The sequence below is a fragment of the Ewingella sp. CoE-038-23 genome (assembly GCF_040419245.1).
Taxonomy (GTDB): domain Bacteria; phylum Pseudomonadota; class Gammaproteobacteria; order Enterobacterales; family Enterobacteriaceae; genus Ewingella; species Ewingella allii.
On sequence record NZ_JAZHOH010000001.1, the window covers coordinates 2,434,579 to 2,456,091 of the forward strand.

Below are 21,513 nucleotides of genomic sequence, written 5' to 3' on the forward strand. Positions count from 1 at the left end.
TCAATTATTTGCACGTTGTATAGTCGGATGCGAATGACTTCAGCACGTGAATAACTTGCCCAAAAGACCTTGGCATGAAAAGGCGTAAAGCTTTGCGATGATAGATCTTAACCTAATAAAAAAACCAGCCCGAAAGGCTGGTTTTTTGCACGTTTGCTAGCGGGTTAAAACACTTTGCTTACTTTTTGCCTTCAACCCACTTGCCGTCAACGTAAAACGCTGACCAACCTGTGGCTTTACCGTCTTTCTCGGAAGAGACGTATTGCTGCTTGGTTTTGCGGCTGAAGCGAACCATGGACTTATTGCCCTCTGGGTCAGCAACCGGCGCATCGGCCAGGTAGCTCAGTTTCTCCGGCAGGCGATCTTTGAAGCGAGCTAACTCTTCCACCAGCGGCGCACGGGTTTCGCGCGATTTAGGGAAAGTATTGGCCGCCAAGAATACACCGGCTGCGCCATCGCGCAGAACAAAGTAGGCATCCGATTTTTCGCAAGGCAGCTCTGGCAGCGGCACCGGATCTTCTTTCGGTGGCGCGACGTCGCCGTTACGCAAAATCTTACGGGTGTTTTTACAGTCGTCGTTGGTACAGCCCATGTACTTGCCGAAACGCCCCATTTTCAGGTGCATTTCAGAACCACACTTCTCACACTCAACGATCGGGCCGTCATAGCCTTTGATGCGGAATTCGCCCTGCTCGATTTCATAGCCATCGCACTCCGGGTTGTTACCGCAGACGTGCAATTTGCGCTGGTTGTCGATCAGGTAGCTGTCCATCGCCGTGCCGCACTTGCCGCAACGGCGCTTGGCGCGCAGTGCGTTGGTTTCGGCTTCGTCGCCTTCCAGCACGTTAAGGATTTCAGCATCAGCAATCAGGTTGATGGTGGTTTTGCAGCGCTCTTTCGGCGGCAAGGCATAGCCTGAACAGCCAAGGAACACGCCGGTGCTGGCGGTACGGATACCCATTGGGCGGCCGCAGGTTGGGCACTCGATGCTGGTCAGGACCATCTGATTCGGGCGCATACCGCCCTCTTCTGGCTCTTTCTCAGCGGTTTCCAACTGCTTGCTGAATTCGGTGAAGAACTCGTCCAGCACGGCTTTCCACTCGGCCTGATTGTTAGCAACCTGGTCAAGGCCGTCTTCCATACGCGCGGTGAAATCGTAGTTCATCAGTTCGCGGAAGTTATCTTCCAGACGGTCGGTGACGATCTCGCCCATTTTTTCGGCGTAGAAGCGACGGTTTTCAACGTGAACATAGCCGCGATCCTGAATGGTCGAAATGATCGACGCATAGGTAGACGGACGGCCAATGCCGCGTTTTTCCAACTCTTTAACCAATGACGCTTCGCTAAAACGCGCTGGCGGCTTGGTGAAGTGCTGGGTTGGCAACAGCTGTTGCAGGTTAAGCTCGGTGCCCACTTCCATCACTGGCAGCACGCGATCTTCATCGCCTTTGCGCAGCGCTGGCATGACCTTAGTCCAACCGTCAAAGCGCAGAGTACGGCCTTTAGCACGCAGCGAGTAGTCGCCCGCTTTCACCGTCAGGGTGGTGGAATCGTACTGCGCTGGCATCATCTGGCAGGCAACGAACTGGCGCCAAATCAGCTGGTACAGCTTCTGCGCGTCGTTTTCCATATCCTTCAACTGCTCGGACACGACGTTGACGTCGGAAGGACGAATCGCTTCGTGCGCTTCTTGTGAGTTCTCTTTGTTACTGTAGTGATTTGCGGCTTTTGGCAGGTATTTCGCGCCAAAGTTATCGCCGATATAACCACGCACCATTTCTACCGCGTCCTGACTCAGGTTAGTGGAGTCGGTACGCATGTAGGTGATGTGGCCCGCTTCGTAGAGACGCTGCGCCATCATCATGGTTTTCTTCACGCCGAAGCCCAGACGCGTACTGGCCGCCTGCTGCAACGTGGAGGTAATAAAAGGTGCACCCGGCTTGCTGCTGGTCGGTTTGTCTTCGCGATCAACAACGGTGTAGCGCGCCTTTTCTAATAAAGAGACGGCGGCATGAGTCTGCTCACGATTCACCGGTTTGAACGGCTTATCGTTGTGATGCGTCACCTGCATTTGCAGCGCGGTTTTGTCTTGCGCGTTGAGGTCAGCGTGCAGTTCCCAATACTCTTCAGGAACAAAGGCTTTGATCTCTTTTTCGCGCTCAACCACCAGACGCACAGCAACCGACTGCACGCGGCCGGCAGACAGGCCACGCGCAATTTTCTTCCACAGCAGTGGCGAAACCATGTAACCCACCACGCGGTCCATAAAGCGACGCGCCTGCTGAGCATTAACACGATCAATATTCAGCTCGCCCGGTTCTTTAAAGGCGTTCTGAATCGCGTTCTTGGTAATTTCGTTAAACACCACGCGGCTGAAACGTTTGTCATCACCACCAATCACTTCCCGCAAATGCCAGGCAATAGCCTCTCCTTCGCGGTCAAGGTCGGTTGCGAGATAGATGTGGTCGGCTTTATCCGCCAAGGCTTTTAACTCGGCAACCACTTTTTCTTTGCCGGGCAGAATTTCGTATTGCGCTTCCCAACCGTGGTATGGATCAACGCCCATGCGGTTAACTAACGCCGTTTTCTCATCCTTTTTTACTTTTTTCTTTGTTTTTTCTTCGGCTGAGGCGGCAGTTTTTTTGCTGGCGGAACCACTGGTAGGCAAATCGCGGATATGACCGACGCTGGACTTAACCACGTAGTCATTTCCTAAATACTTATTAATCGTTTTGGCTTTTGCCGGGGACTCAACTATTACGAGAGCTTTGCCCATAATTACCTTTTACCTAATTTGTTCTTCTAATGAAGAAGATTTTAACTTGTTATGCCGCGGCACAATGTAACGTCTTTTTTTATATTGCGGCAGTGAGTCAGGAGATCAACTAATTTTTTCTTTTAGCGAATCAAACAGACTTCCAGAGGCACAATTCTCTGATTTAACGGAGGTTTAACGCTATCCCTCCCACAGACTTATAGAGCATGAAATGATAAAATTTTGTGAAGCGTAAACAAAACATTCCACCTAAAGCCACAAAATCCCACACTCTACCTGATAAAAATTGCCACGCAACTTAATTAGCACGGAAAACTGCTTTTCGCCAACACGAACAAAAATGCAGCAATAAATTCACCCTACCCGCACTGGGTTTGCGGTTTTGTTCGGCGCAGGATTACAATATCGGCAGAAATTCTACATGGGAGTAAATATCATGCAGGGAAATACAACGGCAATTAGCCGAGAATCTTTACTGGCCGAGGCGAATAAAGTCATTCGCGCACACGGTGATTATCTGCACGGCATGGAGGCAACAGACGTCGAGCAGAAAGGCAATGTGTTGGTGTTTCGCGGGGAATTCTTTCTCGATGATAATGGATTGCCGACCTTAAAAACCACCGCCGTATTTAATATGTTTAAACATTTAGCACATCTTTTTTCAGAAAAATATCATCTGCAAGATTAACCAAATTGTCATCAAAATGACCGTGTTTCCTTAACGTAATAAAGGAAGAAAATCTGGCTGTTTACTTTTAGTGCGCATTAACGCGCTGTGGCCAATAAAAAAGGGACCGAGGTCCCTTTTTTCATTACTAAAATTCTTAACTTATTCTATTACAAAAGCGGCTTCTGGCTGCGCTGTAACCAGCGTAAGAACAGGCGATCGGCGCTTTCTGCCGCGCTGCCGGTAAATCTGTCCATCATGCGTTTACGACGGCTATAACGCACCGCGATAACTTCGTGATTTTGCATCTCGGCAATCAGCAAATCATCACTGGTACCAATGGCGTCAATCAGCCCTTTTTCACGCGCCTGAGTGCCAAACCAGTGCTCGCCGGTGGCAACGCTGTCGATATCCAGCGACGGGCGATGCTGATGAACAAACTCTTTGAACAGCACGTGAGTTTCATTCAGGTCTTCACGGAATTTCTCGCGCCCCTCTTCGGTGTTCTCGCCGAACAGCGTCAGAGTACGCTTGAACTCACCCGCGGTGTGCAATTCCACGTCGATATCGTTCTTTTTCAGCAGGCGGCTGAAGTTAGGGATCTGCGCCACAACGCCGATAGAACCGATGATGGCAAAAGGTGCCGCCACGATGCGGTCAGCCACGCAGGCCATCATATAGCCGCCGCTGGCTGCAACTTTATCCACCGCCACGGTCAGGCGAATGCCGCCCTGACGCAAACGCGCCAGCTGTGAAGAAGCCAGACCATAGCCGTGAACCACGCCGCCCGGGCTTTCCAGACGCAGCAAGACTTCATCTTCAGGCGTGGCAACCGCCAGCACCGCCGAGATCTCTTCGCGCAAAGAAGTGACTTCGTGAGCGTCCATACTGCCTTTGAAATCAAGCACGTACAGACAAGGTTTGCTTTTGATCGTCGCGCCGCTTTTCGCCTGTAACTTCTTCTGTTTGGCGTCCGCTTTTTCCTGCTTTTTGAACGCCTTGTTTGTCAGTTTTTGCTCAATAGGATTGAGGCGAGCCGTGCGCATTTCGCGCTGCATTTCACGGTATTCTTCACCTAAATCAACCAGGTGTAACTGACCTTTGCCATGAGTCTTACGCTGTCTCAGGCCGATAACCAGCACCACTAACGCGCCAATGGCGATCACTACGGTGACCACTTTGGCCAAAAACAAACCATATAGAGATAATAGATCCACACATACCGCCTTTTACGCTGTGGTAATAAGATGCTGCTTATTCTAGACAATTGGCGCTAAAGCGTCTTGCGTGATTGTGTCCGAATGCCGCTGTTTGGGCATAACCTGCCCGCTTAGGCCGCGCAGATGGCAAAAAGGGGTGCAGGCTTGTTCCATTTTTGTTACAAAAGATCCGCCGATAATCGGGGTAAACATTGAAACCGGTGGTCATTTCAGGCATATAAACCCAGTATTCATCTTCGTGATGATCCATTTTCCAGCCAAGCGCCCGCCCGCGGTTGAGCCTTTTGCTCCTGCCAGCGCGCCGCTTTGCGCCGATGTGGCGATGCACTCCATCGCCGTGTCCTGACTCAGGTAAGAGGAATTCCCGTGCATTACCATCCAAAATCCGATCTGCTCAATCAACGCATCATTCTGGTCACTGGCGCAGGTGACGGCATTGGCCGCGAAGCCGCGCTGACCTATGCGCGCTTCGGCGCACAGCTGATTTTACTTGGCCGTACCGAAAGCAAACTGGCGAAAGTTCAGCAAGAGATCGCCGAGCGCGGTTACCGTCCGGCGCACATTTATACTCTTGATCTGCTCACGGCCTCGCAGGCCGACTGCCAGCGCGTGGCTGACCAAATTGCTGAATGGGTGCCGCACCTCAACGGCGTGCTTCACAACGCGGGCCTGCTGAGCGAAATCGTGCCGATGGCCGAGATTAAGCTCGAAGACTGGCACAACGTCATGCAGGTAAATGTGAATGCCACTTTCATGTTGACCCAGTCACTGCTGCCTCTGCTGCTGAAAGCGCCGTCTTCGTCGCTGGTGTTTACCTCTTCCAGCGTCGGCCGCGAAGGCCGCAGCGGGTGGGGAGCCTATGCGGTGTCTAAGTTCGCTACCGAGGGCATGATGCAGGTGCTGGCCGAAGAGTACAAACAGACCAACTTGCGGGTGAACTGCATCAATCCGGGCGGAACGCGCACCAGTATGCGGGCATCTGCCTTCCCGGATGAGAACAGCGCCAAGCTGAAAACCCCGGCCGATATCATGCCGCTGTACCTCTATTTGATGGGTGAAGACAGCCGCCGTAAAACTGGCATCAGCTTCGACGCCCAGCCGGGGCGCAAAGCCGGTCCTGCGGAATAAATGTCATGAGCGAGGATCGCCACAAGCAGCGCCAACAGCGGCTTAAAGAGCAGGTTGATGCGCGGATTGAAGCCGCGCAGGAGCGGCGCGGCATTTTAATTGTCTTCACCGGCAACGGCAAAGGCAAAACAACTGCCGCCTTTGGCACGGTGACTCGCGCCGTCGGCCATGGCCAGCGCGCGGCGGTGATTCAGTTCATCAAGGGCGAATGGCCAAACGGCGAGAAAAACCTGCTCGAGCCGCACGGCGTTGAGTTTCAGGTAATGGCCACCGGCTTCACCTGGGAGACGCAAAACAAAGAGACGGACACCCTCGCCTGTCAGGCCGTTTGGCAGCACGGCAAGCGTATGCTGGCCGACCAGTCTCTGGACTTAGTGGTGCTCGACGAGCTGACCTACATGGTCAGTTTTGGCTATCTCGACTTACAGGAAGTGATTGACGCGCTGAAAGCGAGGCCTGTGCATCAAACCGTGATTATTACCGGGCGTGGCTGCCACCGCGACCTGCTGGAATTGGCAGATACCGTCAGCGAATTGCGTCCGGTGAAGCATGCTTTCGACGCGGGAATTATGGCCCAGCAGGGTATCGACTGGTAGCCCCCCTTCTCTTATTAACTAACTCGCTGAATTAAGAACAAAAAAACCGCAGTCAATGGCTGCGGTTTTTCATTTATTGGCTACTAACTTATAAACTCATCGTTAGCTGCGTTTTGACGGCGTACCGCTACGACGGGCTGGGGCAACCTGAGTGTGGCGCTTCACGGCGCGACGGATCTGGTTAGCTTTCACACGGCGACGATCGCGCTCAACCGGCAATTTGCTGACGGTCTCTTCCGGCATATCCACCAGCGTGCGCAGGTAGTTAGTTTCCGGCAGATCCAGCTCTTTATAGCCACCGCGCGGCAAGCCTTTCGGCAAGGTCAGGTCGCCGTAGCGAACGCGGATCAGGCGGCTAACCTGCACGCCAACCGCTTCCCACAACCGGCGAACTTCGCGGTTGCGGCCTTCGGTCAGGGTCACGTTGTACCACTGGTTCAGACCCTCGCCACCTTGATACTTGATGGTGCGGAATGCCGCCGGGCCATCTTCAAGCTGCACACCACGACTCAGCTGTTTGATTTTTTCATCATCAATCTGGCCGAATACGCGTACCGCGTACTCACGCTCAACTTCTCGGCTTGGGTGCATCAGGCGGTTCGCCAGCTCACCGTCGGTGGTGAACAACAGCAGACCCGAGGTGTTAACGTCAAGACGCCCTACGGCAACCCAGCGTGAACCACGCATTTTTGGCAGACGGTCGAACACGGTCGGACGGCCTTCCGGGTCGCTGCGGGTGCACAACTCGCCTTCCGGCTTGTAGTAAGCCAGCACGCGGCAGACGGTGTCCTGAGACTCGATAATCGACAGCACGTGGCCATCAAGACGGATTTTGGTGCCCGCGTGCATTTCTACACGGTCGCCCAGAGTCGCAATCTTGCCGTCAACGCTGATACGGCCAGCCTGCAACATGGCTTCCACTTCGCGGCGTGAACCGTGACCGGCGCGAGCCAGAATTTTTTGCAACTTTTCACTCTGGCCTTCGGTGGAGTCCAGCGCGTTCTTCGGCTTTTCGTATTTTGGTTCGTCGTCTTCGACTTCATCAGCCACATTTTTCAGCGCCGCAGGAGCCTTTGGCTTGGCTGCGTTACGTGAATTTTCAAAACGTGGCTTATCAGCACGCGCGCTGTCTGGACGGCCTTTGCCAGCCGGACGCGCTTTTTCGATACGTGATTTTTCACCGCGCGGTTTCTCATTGCGCGGCTTTTCAATGCGTGAGTCATCACGACTGTTGTCTGAACGTGAACGGCCGCGTGATTGGTCTGAACGCGCTTTGTCAGTCTGTGGCTTGTCGCCACCGGCTTTTTTACCACGTGAATCACTGCGCGTTGACTCAGGGCGGCCTTTGGCTGCACCGGAATTTCTGCCGTTTTTTGGTTTGTCGGTGGCCGGACGGCCTGATTTGGATCTGTCGCCTGACGGCTTCTGGGAATTAAACTTCTCGCTCATTGAGCAACCTCATTTGTCGCCTTCACAGGCGTCGGGGAGAGCCAGCAGCACAATGTGACCCATTGTCTGCCCGCCAGAATATATATCGGTAATGTTTGTCTGACCTATTGAGAACGGGTTAATGGATAAAGTATTAACCCATAAATCGGTCAGCGGGCTGTCGCGGAATGCCTGATAAACAGGAAAGTCTCGTCATCGCGTTAACAGCATTGCTCAACATAACTCAGGATTGAAAAACAAAGAGTTATGAAAAGTCAGCCCGCCATTATACACATTTACCGTGCTTTTGTATCTATTAGCCGTCCACGGACTGGTTTAATTATAACCAAAAAATGCGCAATTATCTGAACGGCGCGGGGTCACCGGCACCTTCACGCACCACTTCCGGCGTGGACTCGGTGAGGTCAACCACGGTGGTCGGCTGTTGGCCAATCGAACCGCCGTGAATAATCAAATCGACTACTTTCTCCAGACGGTCTTTGATGTCCTCTGGATCAGATTCGGCGAAGTCATTGCCCGGCAGCATCAGCGTAGTGGACATCAGTGGTTCGCCCAAGACATCTAGCAAGGCCAGTGCAATCGGGTTGGACGGCACGCGCAGGCCGATGGTTTTACGCTTCTCGCTCATCAGGCGGCGCGGCACTTCTTTGGTCGCCTTGAGGATGAAGGTGTAGTTACCCGGCGTGTTGTTTTTAATCAGGCGAAATGCCGTGTTATCGACATACGCATAGGTCGACAGCTCGGACAGGTCGCGGCACACCAGGGTGAAGTTGTGATTGCCATCGAGTTGGCGAATGCGGCAAATACGCTCCATGGCGTTTTTGTCTTCCAGACGGCAGCCCAGCGCATAGCCGGAATCCGTTGGGTAAACGATAACCGAGCCTTTACGCAGCATTTCCACTGCTTGGTTAATCAGGCGCGGTTGCGGGTTCTCGGGGTGAATATAGAAAAATTGACTCATAATTCCCTTCTTAACTCATTCTGTAATGGTCGCGGTCTGGGTCCAGTCTTTCCACACAGGCTCGACACCCGCGGGCAGCCAGAGTTTGCGTCCCAGTTCTATCCACGAGCAGGGCTGATGGAAATCAGATCCCTGCGATGCCAGTAAATTATAGTCTCTCGCGAAGGCGGCGAGCTGGGTGCGTTCATTTGGCCCCTGCTGACACTGCGCCACTTCCATCGCGTCTCCACCCTGCTCGGCAAAATAGGCCAGCAGCCGTTTTAACCATTTGGTGGAGAGGTCATAGCGCCCCGGATGGGCGACAACTGCCTGACCGCCGGACTGATGAATTGCTGCAATTGCTTGTTCTATTGTACACCAGTGTGGCGGAACGTAGCCGGTCTTGCCCTTAGCGAGGTACTTTTTGAACACCTGCGCGATGGTGTCGCACTTACCGATTTCCACCAAATAGCGGGCGAAGTGGGCGCGGGTCACGGCGCCGTTTTGCGCCAGACGCAGCGCCCCTTCCCATGCCCCTTCAATGCGGGCTTTCTCTAAGCGGCGGCCCATTTCCTGTGCCCGTTCGATGCGCAATGAAGTCTGCAATGCCAGTAAATTCACCATCGCGGGGTGTGCCGGGTCGATGCCCAAACCCACAATATGGATTTCGTGATTTTCCCACAGGGTCGAGATTTCGACGCCGTTCACCAGATGCAGCGGCAAATTCAGCGCCGCAATGGCCTGCGCGGCGCGAGCAAGGCCGTCAGTGGTGTCGTGGTCGGTAATAGCCAGCACGCCGACTCGCATCTCTACCGCGCGGCTGACCAGCGCCTCGGGCGTTAAATAGCCGTCGGAGGCGGTGGTGTGGCTGTGCAAATCGTAGAGAGTGAAGGCGGAACCGAGCTCTGGCGTTTCTGTGGCAAGTAAAGTCATAAGGTAAGGGTTGTAAACCTGTTGCTGAAAGCGACGGTTATCATAACCCGTTAACCCTTTGCGGTTAACCCTATTGGCCTGAATCAGCCGAGATACTTGGGGATAGCGGCCAAAGCTTGGCTGCTAAATGGCAATTCCCGAGAGAAAGAGTAAAAAGAGGGTTGACTATCGCCTCACGAACTAGTTTACTAGTACGCAAGTTCACGGCATAACGTGATAACCCTTTTATGCCCGATATATGAAATATGACGCAAGGTATCTGATGATGAATATTTTAATGATTTCTGTACTCAGCTGGTGGCGCCACTTCCCTTCGCGGGCGGTGTGATCACGCATTTCGGTTTACAGACCATGCAGATACCCGAAGCCCGCTGAACGCGGGCTTTTTTATGGCCGTCTTCTTCACCATTTGGTAGAAAAATTTTAGGAACTATCATGACAATTCAAAAACCTCGCTTAGAACTGCTGACAGTACAAGGAAGCTATCGTGGTGACCCGACGGCCATCTTCCACCAGCTTTGCGGCGCTCGCCCGGCAACTCTGTTGCTCGAATCGGCGGACATCAGCAGCAAACAGAATCTGAAAAGCCTGCTGGTTATCGACAGCGCGCTGCGCATTACCGCCCTTGGCAACAAAGTTTCAGTACAGGCATTGACCCCGAACGGCGCGTCCCTGCTGCCGCTGATGGACGCAGCGCTGCCAAAGGACGTGCAGAATGAAGTGCGCCCAAACGGCCGCGAGCTGACCTTCCCGGCTATCGACCAGATGCAAGAAGAAGACGCCCGTCTGCGTTCACGTTCGGTGTTCGACGCTCTGCGCAGCATCCTCGATCTGGTGGAAACCCCGGAAGAGGAGCGCGAAGCCATGCTGCTCGGTGGACTGTTCGCTTACGACTTGGTTGCCGGTTTTGAAGACCTGCCGCAGCTGCGCGCCGACCAGCGTTGCCCGGACTTCTGCTTCTACCTGTCCGAAACCTTACTGGTTCTCGATCACCAGAACCGCAGCAGCCGCCTGCAAGCCAGCCTGTTCACGCCAGATAGCGATGAAAAACAGCGCCTGCACGGCCGTCTGGAGCAGCTGCAACACCAGCTGCAATTACCGCCGCACGCCATCCCGCACCAAGACGTGACTGACATGCAGCTGAGCGTGAATCAGAGCGATGAAGAGTTCGGCGCGGTGGTTGAGAAGATGAAAGAAGGCATTCGCGCCGGGGAAATCTTCCAGGTAGTGCCTTCACGCCGTTTCTCCCTGCCTTGCCCTGCTCCGCTGGCGGCTTATGAAACGCTGAAAAACAACAACCCAAGCCCGTACATGTTCTTCATGCAAGACAACGATTTCACCCTGTTCGGCGCATCGCCGGAAAGCGCGCTGAAATATGACGCGACCAACCGCCAGATTGAAATTTACCCGATTGCCGGGACTCGCCCGCGCGGTCGCCGTGCCGACGGTTCGCTGGATAACGATCTGGACAGCCGCATCGAGCTGGAAATGCGTACCGACCACAAAGAGCTGGCCGAGCACCTGATGCTGGTTGACCTGGCGCGTAACGACTTAGCGCGCATCTGTGAGCCGGGCAGTCGCTACGTGGCGGATTTGACCAAGGTTGACCGTTACTCCTTCGTGATGCACTTGGTGTCTCGCGTCGTCGGCACCCTGCGCGCCGATTTGGACGTGCTGCACGCCTATCAGGCCGTCATGAACATGGGCACCCTGACCGGCGCACCAAAAGTTCGCGCCATGCAGCTGATCGCCGGTTCTGAGAAAACCCGTCGCGGCAGCTACGGCGGCGCGGTGGGCTACTTCACGGCGCAGGGTGATTTGGATACCTGCATCGTGATCCGATCGGCCTATGTCGAAGACGGCATTGCCACCGTCCAGGCTGGCGGCGGCGTGGTGCTGGACTCCGTACCTCAAGCCGAAGCTGACGAAACCCGTAATAAAGCCCGCGCCGTGCTGCGTGCCATCGCCACTGCCCACAATGCCAAAGAGGTGTTCTAAGATGGCCGATATCTTATTGATTGATAACGTAGATTCCTTCACCTACAACCTGGTGGACCAACTACGCTCCAGCGGCCACAACGTGGTGATTTACCGTAACCAGATCCCTGCTGAGGTGATTATCGAGAAACTCAGCCAGCTGGAAAAACCGGTGCTGATGCTCTCTCCGGGTCCGGGTGCGCCGTCTGAAGCAGGCTGCATGCCTGAACTGCTGAAACGCCTGCGCGGACAACTGCCGATTATCGGCATCTGTCTGGGGCATCAGGCGATTGTCGAAACCTACGGCGGCTATGTCGGTCAGGCTGGCGAGATCCTGCACGGTAAAGCCTCTTCTATCACTCATGACAACGAAGGCATGTTCGCCGGGATGAACAACCCGCTGCCGGTGGCTCGCTACCACTCACTGGTTGGCAGCCAGATCCCAGAAGGTCTGGTGGTCAATGCGCGCTACGGCGACATGGTGATGGCAGTGCGTCATGAAGAAGATCGCGTTTGCGGCTTCCAGTTCCACCCGGAATCAATTTTAACCTCTCAGGGCGCGCGTCTGCTGGAACAGACGCTGGCTTGGGCGTTGGCGTAAGGTAAGGAGCCGATCATGCAAAAACACACTATTTCCGGCATCCTCGAAAATCTGTATCGCGCCCAGGTGATGACACAGGAGGAGAGCCAGCAGCTGTTTACCGCCATTGTGAATGGTGAACTTGAACCCGCTCAGCTAGCCGCTGCGCTGATCAGTATGAAAGTGCGCGGCGAGCAACCGGCAGAAATCGCCGGGGCCGCTCAGGCACTGTTAGCCCACGCCGAGCCTTTCCCGCGCCCGGATTACGCTTTTGCTGACATCGTCGGCACCGGCGGCGACGGCACCAACAGCATCAATATTTCGACCGCCAGCGCCTTTGTGGCGGCGGCCTGTGGTATCCGCGTGGCGAAGCACGGCAACCGCAGCGTGTCGAGCCGCTCTGGCTCTTCCGACCTGCTGGCGGCCTTCGGCATCCAGTTAGATATGGCGGCGGAGAAATCCCGCGCCGCGCTGGACGATTTGGGCATCTGCTTCCTGTTCGCGCCGCAGTACCATACCGGTTTTCGCCACGCGATGCCGGTACGCAAGGCGCTGAAAACCCGCACTCTGTTCAACGTGCTGGGGCCGCTTATCAACCCTGCGCGTCCGCCGCTGGCGCTGATTGGCGTCTACAGCCCCGAGCTGGTGCGCCCAATAGCTGAAACCCTGCGCACCTTGGGTTATCAACGTGCCGCCGTGGTTCACGGCGCCGGGATGGATGAAGTGGCGATCCACGCCGCGACGCAAGTGGCAGAGCTGAAAGATGGCGAAATCACCACGTATGAGCTGACGCCGCAGGACTTCGGTCTGGACAATTACCCTCTCGAAGCCCTGCTGGGCGGCGAGCCGGAAGAAAATCGTGACATTCTGGCACGCTTGCTACAAGGTAAAGGCGACCCGGCGCACGAAGCCGCCGTGGCGGTAAACGTCGCCATGCTACTGCGACTTTTTGGGCAGGAAGATTTAAAGCAAAATGCGCAACAGGCGCTAGAAGTGATTCGCAGCGGAGCCGCCTATCAGCGCGTGACCGCACTGGCAGCAAGAGGATAAGTCATGCAGAAGGAAACCGTGCTTAACAAGATTGTTGCTGATAAAGCAATTTGGGTTGCAGCACGTAAAGAACAGCAACCTCTGGCGAGTTTTCAAAACGAGATAAAGCCCAGCGAGCGCAACTTTTACGACGCACTGCAAGGAGCACGAACCGCGTTCATCCTTGAGTGCAAAAAGGCGTCCCCTTCCAAGGGCACCATTCGCGAGAACTTTGACCCGGTAGAGATTGCCGGCGTCTATAAAGAGCACGCGTCCGCCATCTCGGTGTTAACCGATGAGAAGTATTTTCAGGGCAGCTTTGATTTCCTGCCGCTGGTGAGCAACGCCGTGACGCAGCCGGTGTTGTGCAAAGACTTCATCATCGACCCTTATCAAATTTATCTGGCTCGCCATTATCAGGCGGATGCCATTTTGCTGATGCTCTCGGTGCTCAGCGACGAACAGTATGTCCAGCTGGCCGCCGTGGCGCACAGCCTGAAGCTGGGTATTTTGACCGAAGCCAGTAATGAAGAAGAGTTAGACCGCGCCGTGCAGCTGAAAGCGCGCGTAGTGGGCATTAATAACCGTGACCTGCGCGACCTGTCGATTGACCTCGACCGCACTCGCCAGCTGGCACCGCGCGTGCCGCACGGCGTGACGGTGATCAGCGAATCAGGCATTAACACCTATGGTCAAATCCGCGAACTGAGCCGCTTCGCCAATGGTTTTCTGATTGGCAGCGCCCTGATGTCCGAACCTGACCTGAGCGCCGCAGTGCGCCGCGTCACCTTAGGCGATAATAAGGTCTGTGGCCTGACTCGTCCGCAGGACGCCTCGGTCGCCCATCAGGCGGGAGCCATTTACGGCGGATTGATCTTCGTCGAAGCCTCTCCGCGCTACGTCACGCTGGATAAAGCCCTCGACGTGCAGGCCGGCGCGCCGCTGAAATACGTCGGCGTGTTCCGCGACCATGCGCCAGGCAGCGTGGCCAACATCGCTAATAACTTACAGCTCGCCGCCGTTCAACTTCACGGCAGCGAAGATCAAAGCTACATCGACAGCCTGCGCCCGCTTCTTCCGGCAGAGTGCCAGATTTGGAAAGCGCTGAGCGTCAAAGAGACCATGCCAGCGCGCGAACTGAATCAGGTTGACCGTTACGTGCTCGACAACGGCAAAGGCGGCACGGGCCAGCGTTTTGACTGGAGCAAGCTGGCCGGGCAAGACCTGAGCAACGTTTTATTAGCCGGTGGGCTAGGCGCAGATAACTGCGTTGAAGCCGCCCAGCTAGGCTGCGCGGGGCTGGATTTCAACTCCGGCGTTGAACGCGAGCCGGGCATCAAAGATGCTGACAAGATCACTGCGGTATTCCAGACGTTACGGGCTTATTAATCTCCCCGTGACGATGAAAAAATTGACAGACAGGATGGAATAACATGACTTTACTAAATCCCTACTTCGGCGAATTCGGCGGTATGTACGTTCCGCAGATTTTGATGCCCGCTCTTACCCAATTAGAAGAGGCCTTCGTCAGCGCCCAGCGTGACCCGGAGTTTCAGGCCGAGTTTATCGACCTGCTGAAGAACTACGCGGGTCGTCCGACGGCCCTGACGTTGTGCAAAAATCTGACCGCCGGTACCAAGACCAAGCTGTATCTCAAGCGTGAAGATTTGCTGCACGGCGGCGCGCACAAAACCAACCAAGTGCTGGGTCAGGCTCTGCTGGCGAAGCGCATGGGCAAAACTGAGATCATCGCCGAAACCGGCGCGGGTCAACACGGCGTGGCTTCTGCTCTGGCCTGTGCCCTGCTCGGTCTGAAATGCCGCATCTACATGGGTGCCAAAGACATTGAGCGCCAGTCGCCGAACGTATTCCGTATGCGTTTGATGGGCGCGGAAGTGATCCCCGTACACAGCGGCTCCTCCACGCTGAAAGATGCCTGTAACGAGGCGCTGCGCGACTGGTCTGGCAGCTATGAAACCGCGCACTACATGCTCGGCACGGCGGCAGGCCCGCACCCTTACCCAACCATCGTGCGTGAATTCCAACGCATGATTGGTGAAGAAACAAAAGCGCAGATGCTTGAGCGCGAAGGTCGCCTGCCAGACGCAGTGATTGCCTGCGTGGGTGGCGGTTCCAACGCTATCGGCATGTTCGCTGACTTCATCGATGAAACCACCGTTAAGCTGATTGGCGTTGAGCCAGCAGGCCTCGGGATTGAAACCGGGCAGCACGGCGCGCCGCTGAAACACGGCCACGTGGGGATCTATTTCGGCATGAAAGCCCCGATGATGCAGACTTCAGAAGGCCAAATCGAAGAGTCTTACTCGATTTCCGCCGGTCTGGACTTCCCCTCCGTCGGCCCGCAGCACGCCTTCCTGAACAGCATTGGCCGTGCCGACTATGTGTCAATCACTGATGATGAAGCACTGGACGCGTTCAAAGCGCTGTCGCGCAGCGAAGGCATCATCCCGGCGCTTGAGTCCTCTCACGCACTGGCTTATGCCCTGAAACTGATTAAAGAGACGCCGCAGAAAGAGCAAATTCTGGTGGTTAACCTGTCTGGCCGTGGTGATAAAGACATCTTTACCGTCCACGACATCCTGTCCGCGCGGGGAGAAATCTAATGGAACGTTATCAACAATTATTTAAGCGTCTGGAAAGCAAAAAAGAAGGCGCTTTCGTTCCCTTCGTGACGCTGGGCGATCCGGGCGTAGAGCTGTCGCTGTCTATCATTGATACGCTGATTGAAGCCGGTGCCGACGCCTTAGAGTTGGGTATTCCCTTCTCTGATCCACTGGCCGACGGCCCGACCATTCAGGGCGCTAATCTGCGCGCTTTTGCCGCCGGTGTGACGCCGACCCAGTGCTTTGGCATGCTGCAACGCATCCGCGAGAAGCACCCGGATATCCCCATTGGCCTGCTGATGTACGCCAATCTGGTGTTCCACAACGGCATTGATACTTTCTATCAGCGCTGCGCCGAAGTGGGCGTGGACTCCGTGCTGGTCGCCGACGTGCCGTTTGAAGAGTCAGCGCCATTCCGTGCCGCAGCCATGCGCCACGGCATCGCGCCAATCTACATCTGCCCGCCGAACGCCTCAGATGACCTGTTGCGCGAAATCTCTTCCCACGGCCGGGGTTACACCTACCTGCTGTCACGCGCAGGGGTGACAGGGACTGAGAAACGCGCCCTGCTGCCATTGAACCACTTGGTCGATAAGCTGCGTGAATACAACGCGGCTCCGCCACTGCGGGGCTTCGGTATCTCTGAACCTTCTCAGGTCAAAGAGACGCTGGCCGCTGGTGCAGCAGGCGCTATCTCCGGCTCGGCTACCGTGCGCATCATCGAAAACAATCTCCACCAGCCGTCCGAAATGCTGGCCCAGCTCTCGCGCTTCACCAGTGAGATGAAAGCCGCGACTCGCGCTTAAGTCATTTCCACGCTTTAAAGCCCAAGGCCTTATCTGTTTGCGCGGATAAGGCCTTGTTTCTTTATAAGTAAAATGAGACGGAACGTGCTTTTTTTATCTTGATGAGTTTGTATATCCGGCGACCTTACACCACAATCATACTACCCGCAGGATCCGTTCTGTTTGAGTGACCGCGCGGGAAGTGCGCGTTATGAATGATAAATGGTGAGTTTCAAACCTAGCATGGAGAGTTATTTTATGAAGCTATTCAAGACTTTGTCAGCATTTTGCATGGCAGCGGTGGTAGTGATGTCCGTTGCGGCCTGTGCTCCTACCCAGAAATCTGAAGGGACCGGCGGCTATATCGACGACACCGTGGTGACCACCAAAGTTAAGTCTGCACTGTTGGCCGACAAAAACATTAAATCGCGTGAAATTAGCGTGGAAACCTTCAAAGGCCGCGTACAGTTGAGTGGCTTTGTGACCTCAACGGCCGAGGCGAATCGCGCAGTGGAAGTGACGCGTGGCGTGGCGGGTGTGAAATCAATTGAAAATGATACGCGGGTGAAATAACCCAAGTTTTGATGCACAACGTCAAACATCATAGAGGCGCTGAGAGCGCCTCTTTTTTTGGATATTTACACCAGACGGATGGATCAGAAACGATAACCCGCGGCGAACATAAATACCCAAGGGTCGATGCGCGTATGGATTGACTGATCTTCCCCTGCTGCTTTGAATTTGATGTCAGTGTCGATGTCCATCCACCAGACCGACATGTTCAGCAGCCAGTTGTCGTTCAGGTTATAATCCATCCCGACCTGCGTCGCCACGCCCCACGAGTCTTTAACACTCAAATCTGACAATCCGGCATCGCGACCGGTTTGGTTGAAATCAGCATCATAGAAGGTGGTGTAGTTGACGCCCAGACCTACATAAGGACGCAATTTATCCTGACGGTCGCCAAAATAGTATTGCGCCATTAATGAAGGCGGCAGCTGTTTCACTTCAGCAATGGTGCCAGTGCTGTTTAAACCGACTTTATGCTTGAAAGGCGTGGCGCCCAGTAACTCCACGCCAATATTGTCGGTAAACATATACCCCAGCGTTAACCCCATCTGAGTATTGTTATCAATGTTGAACGATCCCAGACCCATTACGTTGTCTGACCCTTCGGTCGGCCGTACCGTTGCGGTACCAACGCGGAAAATGATATCTCCAGCCTGATTTGCACTGGCGATTGACGGCAGAACTGCCGCCGCGAGAAGAACCCAAGATGCTGCTTTCATATCCATTCCCTTTATGTGGATTTATCACCTGCACGAATATACCTACTCTGGGTTAGGAATTGATCCGTGTCGGGTCACATCTTTAAATGATTTATTTAGAAAATGCATCCCTCGCAATTCATTCTAAACCTTTAAAAAACAAGGAATTGATCTAGATCAAAATAACCCCTTCACCTGCTACCTCTCAACCTTGATAAATATCTATTGCTTAAAAAAAATGGCCTGAGTAATTTGCTTGCTCCTAGGTTGGTTTTGGGTCAGTGCCGTGAGGAGTCGGTGGCGTCCAAGATGAGCGAAATTAACAATCCCTGTGTATCCTGTGGCGCATGCTGCGCTTACTTCCGCGTTTCCTTTTATTGGGCTGAATCTGAAGAAGCCGGTGGCGTGGTCCCCCAGGCTTTAACTGAGCAAGTCACCCCCTTTCTAAGTTGTATGCAAGGCACCAACAGTAAATCTCCGCGCTGCGTGGCGCTGGAGGGTGAGATTGGCCAATCCGTTTCATGTTCTATTTACCTCAATCGCCCGACGCCCTGTCGTGAGTTCGACCAATCGGGTTTGAACGGCGTGGGTAACGAATCCTGTGACCGCGCGCGGGCCAAATATGGTTTACCGCCGTTGGAGATGGAGATCCCCCTGTCACTGGTGGCCGCAGCCGCCATGCCGGATCCGGTCAGCTATCACGTCGATTGATAAGAAATCAGTGAGATAACCTATGGCGGGGTGCCACCTGTTCACATTACAGGGTACAATCCCCGCCTGATTGTCTTTTGATTATTTTGCCAAGGAGCGTTCATGCCTATCGCGGCCAATACCTTGTACCGTGACAGTTTCAATTTCCTGCGTAATCAGTTCACCAGCATCCTGCTGTTGGCGTTACTGACCGCGCTGATCACCGTCATTTTGAATCAGATTTTCACTCCAAGCGCTGAACAGCTCAGCCTGCTGAGTGCTAACAGCGATGATTTGTCCGGTACCGCAGGCATGAGCCTTCAGGAACTTATTCAGAACATGTCGCCTGAACAGCAGATGGTGCTGTTGAAAGTCTCCGGCGCAGCCACCTTCTCAGCGCTGGTCGGCAATGTGCTGTTAGTGGGCGGCATGCTGACGCTGATTCAGATGGTGTCCAGCGGGATGCGCACCAGCGCCCTGCGCTCAATTGGTGCTTCCGCGCCAATCCTGCCTCGCCTGCTGGGCCTGATGTTACTCTGTACCTTGCTGGTGCAGTTGGGTATCACCCTGTTTGTGGTGCCGGGCGTGCTGATCGCGGTGGCGGTTTCACTGTCGCCGGTGATTAGCAGTGTCGAAAGAATGGGCGTGTTTAAGTCGATTAAAGTCAGCAGCAAGCTGGCCTTTAGCAATGCGCGTCTGGTGCTGCCAGCGATTATGTTCTGGCTGGCTGCCAAGATGCTGGTGTTGCTGGCGGTGAGCCATCTGAGCGCCCTGCCAACCATGGCGGCGACCATTGTGTTGAGTACGTTGAGCAACTTGATTTCAGCTTTCCTGCTGATCTACTTGTTCCGTCTGTACTCCAAATTGCGTGCCTAATCTCGGCGATGACAAAAGGGTGCTCTGGCGCCCTTTTCTTTTGTCGAAGAAATGATTCCGGTATAGTCAAACCCTACATTAGCTATGGAATGAAGTATGAAGCAGCTCCTCGATTTTCTTCCCTTGGTGGTCTTTTTTGTTTTTTATAAGCTTTACGACATTTATTACGCGTCAGGTGCGCTGATTGTCGCCACCGCCCTCGCGCTGATTTTCACGTGGATTAAATACCGTAAAGTGGAGAAAATGACGCTGATCACCTTCGCCATGGTGGCCATTTTCGGCACCCTGACGCTGGTCTTCCATAATGACGAATTCATTAAATGGAAAGTGACGGTGATTTACGTGCTGTTCTCCGGCGCACTGCTGGTCAGCCAGCTGATCCTGAAAAAGCCGCTGATTCAGCGCATGCTGGGCAAAGAACTGACCCTGCCGGATCACGTCTGGAACAAGCTGAACGTCAGCTGGGCAATCTTCTTCCTGCTGTGCGGATTAGCAAATATTTACGTTGCGTTCTGGTTACCGCAAGAAGTATGGGTTAACTTCAAAGTGTTCGGCCTGACCGTGCTCACGCTGGTCTTTACCCTGCTGAGTGGGGTCTACATTTACCGGCATATGCCGGACGAAGAAAAAAAATAAGCATTCTCCTGCATGGGTCTTTCTTCTTGAAAGACCTTAATTTTGATTAATTCAGTGTGAAGCAACTCAATGAACGAAAAACATAGCTTACCTAATGGTGAAATGGTGTTGCGTACACTGGCTATGCCAGCGGATACCAATGCTAACGGTGATATTTTTGGCGGATGGCTGATGTCACAAATGGACATGGGCGGCGCGATCCAGGCGAAGGAAATCGCTAAAGGCCGCGTGGTGACTGTCCGTGTTGATGGCATGACGTTTCTGAAGCCCGTCGCTGTAGGTGATGTTGTATGTTGTTACGCACGCTGTATTCGAACCGGTAACAGTTCGATTACCATCAATGTGGAAGTGTGGGTGAAGAAGGTCTCTTCTGAGCCTATTGGTCAGCGCTATCGCGCTACCGAGGCCGTGTTTACCTACGTGGCCGTGGATGATGAAGGCAAGTCACGCAAACTGCCAGATGGCAGAAGCAACTTCAGCGTAGACTCTGACGGCGTTTCGCAGGACTAAGCCGCCGGTTCAAGCCGCGCCATAAACAAAAAGGTCGCCCTAAGAGGCGACCTTTTTGTTTTTCACTTGGCGGCGGTGTTACTCGACGGTAGACCCGCCGTTGATTTTAAACACCAAGTTGACCACCAGGTTGTTGGCGGCTTTCGGCTCATAGCGCCATTTACGCATTGCCTGTTTCACCTCGCGTTCAAACATATTGCGCGGTTCGGCGGACAGAATGCGGATGTTATCTACCCGACCGTCACTGTCCACGTCAAACTGCACCCGCACACGCCCTTCTATCTGCAACGCGAAGGCTCGGGCCGGATACTGTGGCTTAGAGCGATCTAACGGGCGCGGCCCGCTGCTGGCACTTGGCGTGGACTGCGCTGGCGGCTGGGCCGCAGGCTTGACGTCCGGCTTGCTGTTGTTGAACGGCGACGCGTCATCGGTGACTTTCGGCTTCTCAACCTTCTGCACCGGCTTCTCAACAGGTTTAACTTTTGGCTTAGGCTTCTCAACCGGCTTTTTGACCGGCTTAGGTTTTGGCTTCGGCTCAGGAAGCGCGACCGCCTCTGGCGGCGGTGGCGCTTCCGGCTTCACTTCTGGCTCGGGTTCTGGCTCTGGCTCTGGCTCCGGTTGCGGCTGCACCTGTGGTTTCGGCGGCGGAGCGAAATCCGCTGGGTTCACCATGGTCACGCTCATGACCTGCTGCTCTTGTTTGGGCAGTGTCACGGCGTCCTTCATGGTGACATAAAGCAAGGCGCCAATAACCGCGCTGTGGAAGGCGACAGAAAATACCAGTGGCAGTGTGACCTTGCGAACAAATCTAAACTTTTTTAGCGGCATA

Annotated in this window: 19 protein-coding genes, 1 pseudogene and 1 other annotated feature; of the genes and pseudogenes, 13 read left to right on the forward strand and 7 right to left on the reverse strand. The window is 54.4% G+C overall.

The annotated features are described in order from the left end of the window. Window positions 1-178: 178 nt before the first annotated feature. Window positions 179-2,776, reverse strand: a complete 2,598-nt coding sequence (gene topA / locus V2154_RS11395) for a type I DNA topoisomerase (RefSeq protein ID WP_353502352.1) — start codon at window positions 2,774-2,776, stop codon at window positions 179-181. A 436-nt stretch (window positions 2,777-3,212) separates the two neighbouring features. Here topA and V2154_RS11400 point away from each other — a divergent pair, with 436 nt between their 5' ends. Then, a complete protein-coding gene (locus V2154_RS11400; RefSeq protein WP_353503982.1) occupies window positions 3,213-3,464 on the forward strand; it encodes a YciN family protein in 252 nt (83 codons plus the stop codon). A gap of 149 nt (window positions 3,465-3,613) precedes the next feature. Here the strand turns inward: V2154_RS11400 and sohB are convergent, their stop codons facing one another. After that, window positions 3,614-4,660 carry a protease SohB gene (gene sohB / locus V2154_RS11405; protein ID WP_353502353.1) on the reverse strand — a complete coding sequence of 349 codons (1,047 nt, stop codon included), beginning with the start codon at window positions 4,658-4,660 and terminating at the stop codon, window positions 3,614-3,616. Window positions 4,661-5,029: 369 nt separating this feature from the next. Here sohB and V2154_RS11410 point away from each other — a divergent pair, with 369 nt between their 5' ends. Both V2154_RS11410 and cobO read left to right on the forward strand, forming a co-directional pair. Then, entirely contained in the window at window positions 5,030-5,791 is a 762-nt protein-coding gene (locus V2154_RS11410) for a YciK family oxidoreductase (RefSeq protein WP_034790976.1), read from the forward strand. 5 nt (window positions 5,792-5,796) lie between these two features. Continuing rightward, window positions 5,797-6,387 (forward strand): cob(I)yrinic acid a,c-diamide adenosyltransferase, encoded by a 591-nt coding sequence (gene cobO, locus V2154_RS11415; RefSeq protein ID WP_353502354.1) that lies wholly within the window; start codon window positions 5,797-5,799, stop codon window positions 6,385-6,387. A gap of 102 nt (window positions 6,388-6,489) precedes the next feature. Here cobO and rluB read toward each other — a convergent pair whose 3' ends face one another. From rluB to rnm, 3 genes are all read right to left on the reverse strand, one after another. Next, window positions 6,490-7,383: a 23S rRNA pseudouridine(2605) synthase RluB gene (gene rluB, locus V2154_RS11420; protein ID WP_353503983.1), complete on the reverse strand. Its 894-nt coding sequence runs from the start codon at window positions 7,381-7,383 to the stop codon at window positions 6,490-6,492. 793 nt (window positions 7,384-8,176) lie between these two features. Then, entirely contained in the window at window positions 8,177-8,797 is a 621-nt protein-coding gene (locus tag V2154_RS11425; RefSeq protein WP_353502355.1) for an L-threonylcarbamoyladenylate synthase, read from the reverse strand. Between the two features lie 15 nt (window positions 8,798-8,812). Continuing rightward, on the reverse strand, window positions 8,813-9,709 hold the full coding sequence (rnm, locus tag V2154_RS11430; RefSeq protein WP_353502356.1) for an RNase RNM: 897 nt from the start codon (window positions 9,707-9,709) through the stop codon (window positions 8,813-8,815). Between the two features lie 289 nt (window positions 9,710-9,998). Further along, window positions 9,999-10,100 (forward strand) — a sequence feature (Trp leader region). Between the two features lie 44 nt (window positions 10,101-10,144). On the opposite strand from rnm, the gene V2154_RS11435 reads away from it, so the two are divergent. From V2154_RS11435 to V2154_RS11460, 6 genes and pseudogenes are all read left to right on the forward strand, one after another. Continuing rightward, window positions 10,145-11,707 carry an anthranilate synthase component 1 gene (locus V2154_RS11435; RefSeq protein WP_353502357.1) on the forward strand — a complete coding sequence of 521 codons (1,563 nt, stop codon included), beginning with the start codon at window positions 10,145-10,147 and terminating at the stop codon, window positions 11,705-11,707. 1 nt (window position 11,708) lies between these two features. Continuing rightward, a pseudogene (gene trpD, locus V2154_RS11440) lies at window positions 11,709-13,316 on the forward strand (bifunctional anthranilate synthase glutamate amidotransferase component TrpG/anthranilate phosphoribosyltransferase TrpD). Window positions 13,317-13,319: 3 nt separating this feature from the next. Continuing rightward, complete coding sequence (gene trpCF / locus V2154_RS11445) at window positions 13,320-14,684, forward strand: bifunctional indole-3-glycerol-phosphate synthase TrpC/phosphoribosylanthranilate isomerase TrpF (RefSeq protein ID WP_353502358.1); 1,365 nt, start codon at window positions 13,320-13,322, stop codon at window positions 14,682-14,684. A gap of 44 nt (window positions 14,685-14,728) precedes the next feature. Further along, a complete protein-coding gene (gene trpB / locus V2154_RS11450; protein ID WP_353502359.1) occupies window positions 14,729-15,919 on the forward strand; it encodes a tryptophan synthase subunit beta in 1,191 nt (396 codons plus the stop codon). Further along, window positions 15,919-16,725: a tryptophan synthase subunit alpha gene (gene trpA / locus V2154_RS11455; protein WP_353502360.1), complete on the forward strand. Its 807-nt coding sequence runs from the start codon at window positions 15,919-15,921 to the stop codon at window positions 16,723-16,725. Before trpB ends, trpA begins: the two co-directional genes overlap by 1 nt. A 237-nt stretch (window positions 16,726-16,962) precedes the next feature. Then, entirely contained in the window at window positions 16,963-17,277 is a 315-nt protein-coding gene (locus V2154_RS11460) for a BON domain-containing protein (RefSeq protein WP_034790995.1), read from the forward strand. A gap of 83 nt (window positions 17,278-17,360) precedes the next feature. Here V2154_RS11460 and ompW read toward each other — a convergent pair whose 3' ends face one another. Next, window positions 17,361-17,993 (reverse strand): outer membrane protein OmpW, encoded by a 633-nt coding sequence (gene ompW / locus V2154_RS11465; RefSeq protein ID WP_353502361.1) that lies wholly within the window; start codon window positions 17,991-17,993, stop codon window positions 17,361-17,363. A gap of 288 nt (window positions 17,994-18,281) precedes the next feature. On the opposite strand from ompW, the gene V2154_RS11470 reads away from it, so the two are divergent. From V2154_RS11470 to yciA, 4 genes are all read left to right on the forward strand, one after another. Continuing rightward, window positions 18,282-18,683, forward strand: coding sequence for a YkgJ family cysteine cluster protein (locus V2154_RS11470; RefSeq protein WP_353502362.1), 402 nt, complete (start codon window positions 18,282-18,284; stop codon window positions 18,681-18,683). A 102-nt stretch (window positions 18,684-18,785) separates the two neighbouring features. Beyond that, the gene (locus V2154_RS11475; protein WP_353502363.1) at window positions 18,786-19,538 is read left to right on the forward strand and encodes a YciC family protein; all 753 of its coding nucleotides are present in this window, start codon (window positions 18,786-18,788) and stop codon (window positions 19,536-19,538) included. Window positions 19,539-19,634: 96 nt separating this feature from the next. After that, window positions 19,635-20,174: a septation protein A gene (locus V2154_RS11480; RefSeq protein ID WP_100937215.1), complete on the forward strand. Its 540-nt coding sequence runs from the start codon at window positions 19,635-19,637 to the stop codon at window positions 20,172-20,174. Window positions 20,175-20,243: 69 nt separating this feature from the next. Continuing rightward, the gene (gene yciA / locus V2154_RS11485) at window positions 20,244-20,684 is read left to right on the forward strand and encodes an acyl-CoA thioester hydrolase YciA (RefSeq protein ID WP_034791002.1); all 441 of its coding nucleotides are present in this window, start codon (window positions 20,244-20,246) and stop codon (window positions 20,682-20,684) included. Between the two features lie 78 nt (window positions 20,685-20,762). Here yciA and V2154_RS11490 read toward each other — a convergent pair whose 3' ends face one another. Next, window positions 20,763-21,512 carry an energy transducer TonB gene (locus V2154_RS11490; protein WP_353502364.1) on the reverse strand — a complete coding sequence of 250 codons (750 nt, stop codon included), beginning with the start codon at window positions 21,510-21,512 and terminating at the stop codon, window positions 20,763-20,765. Window position 21,513 lies beyond the last annotated feature (1 nt).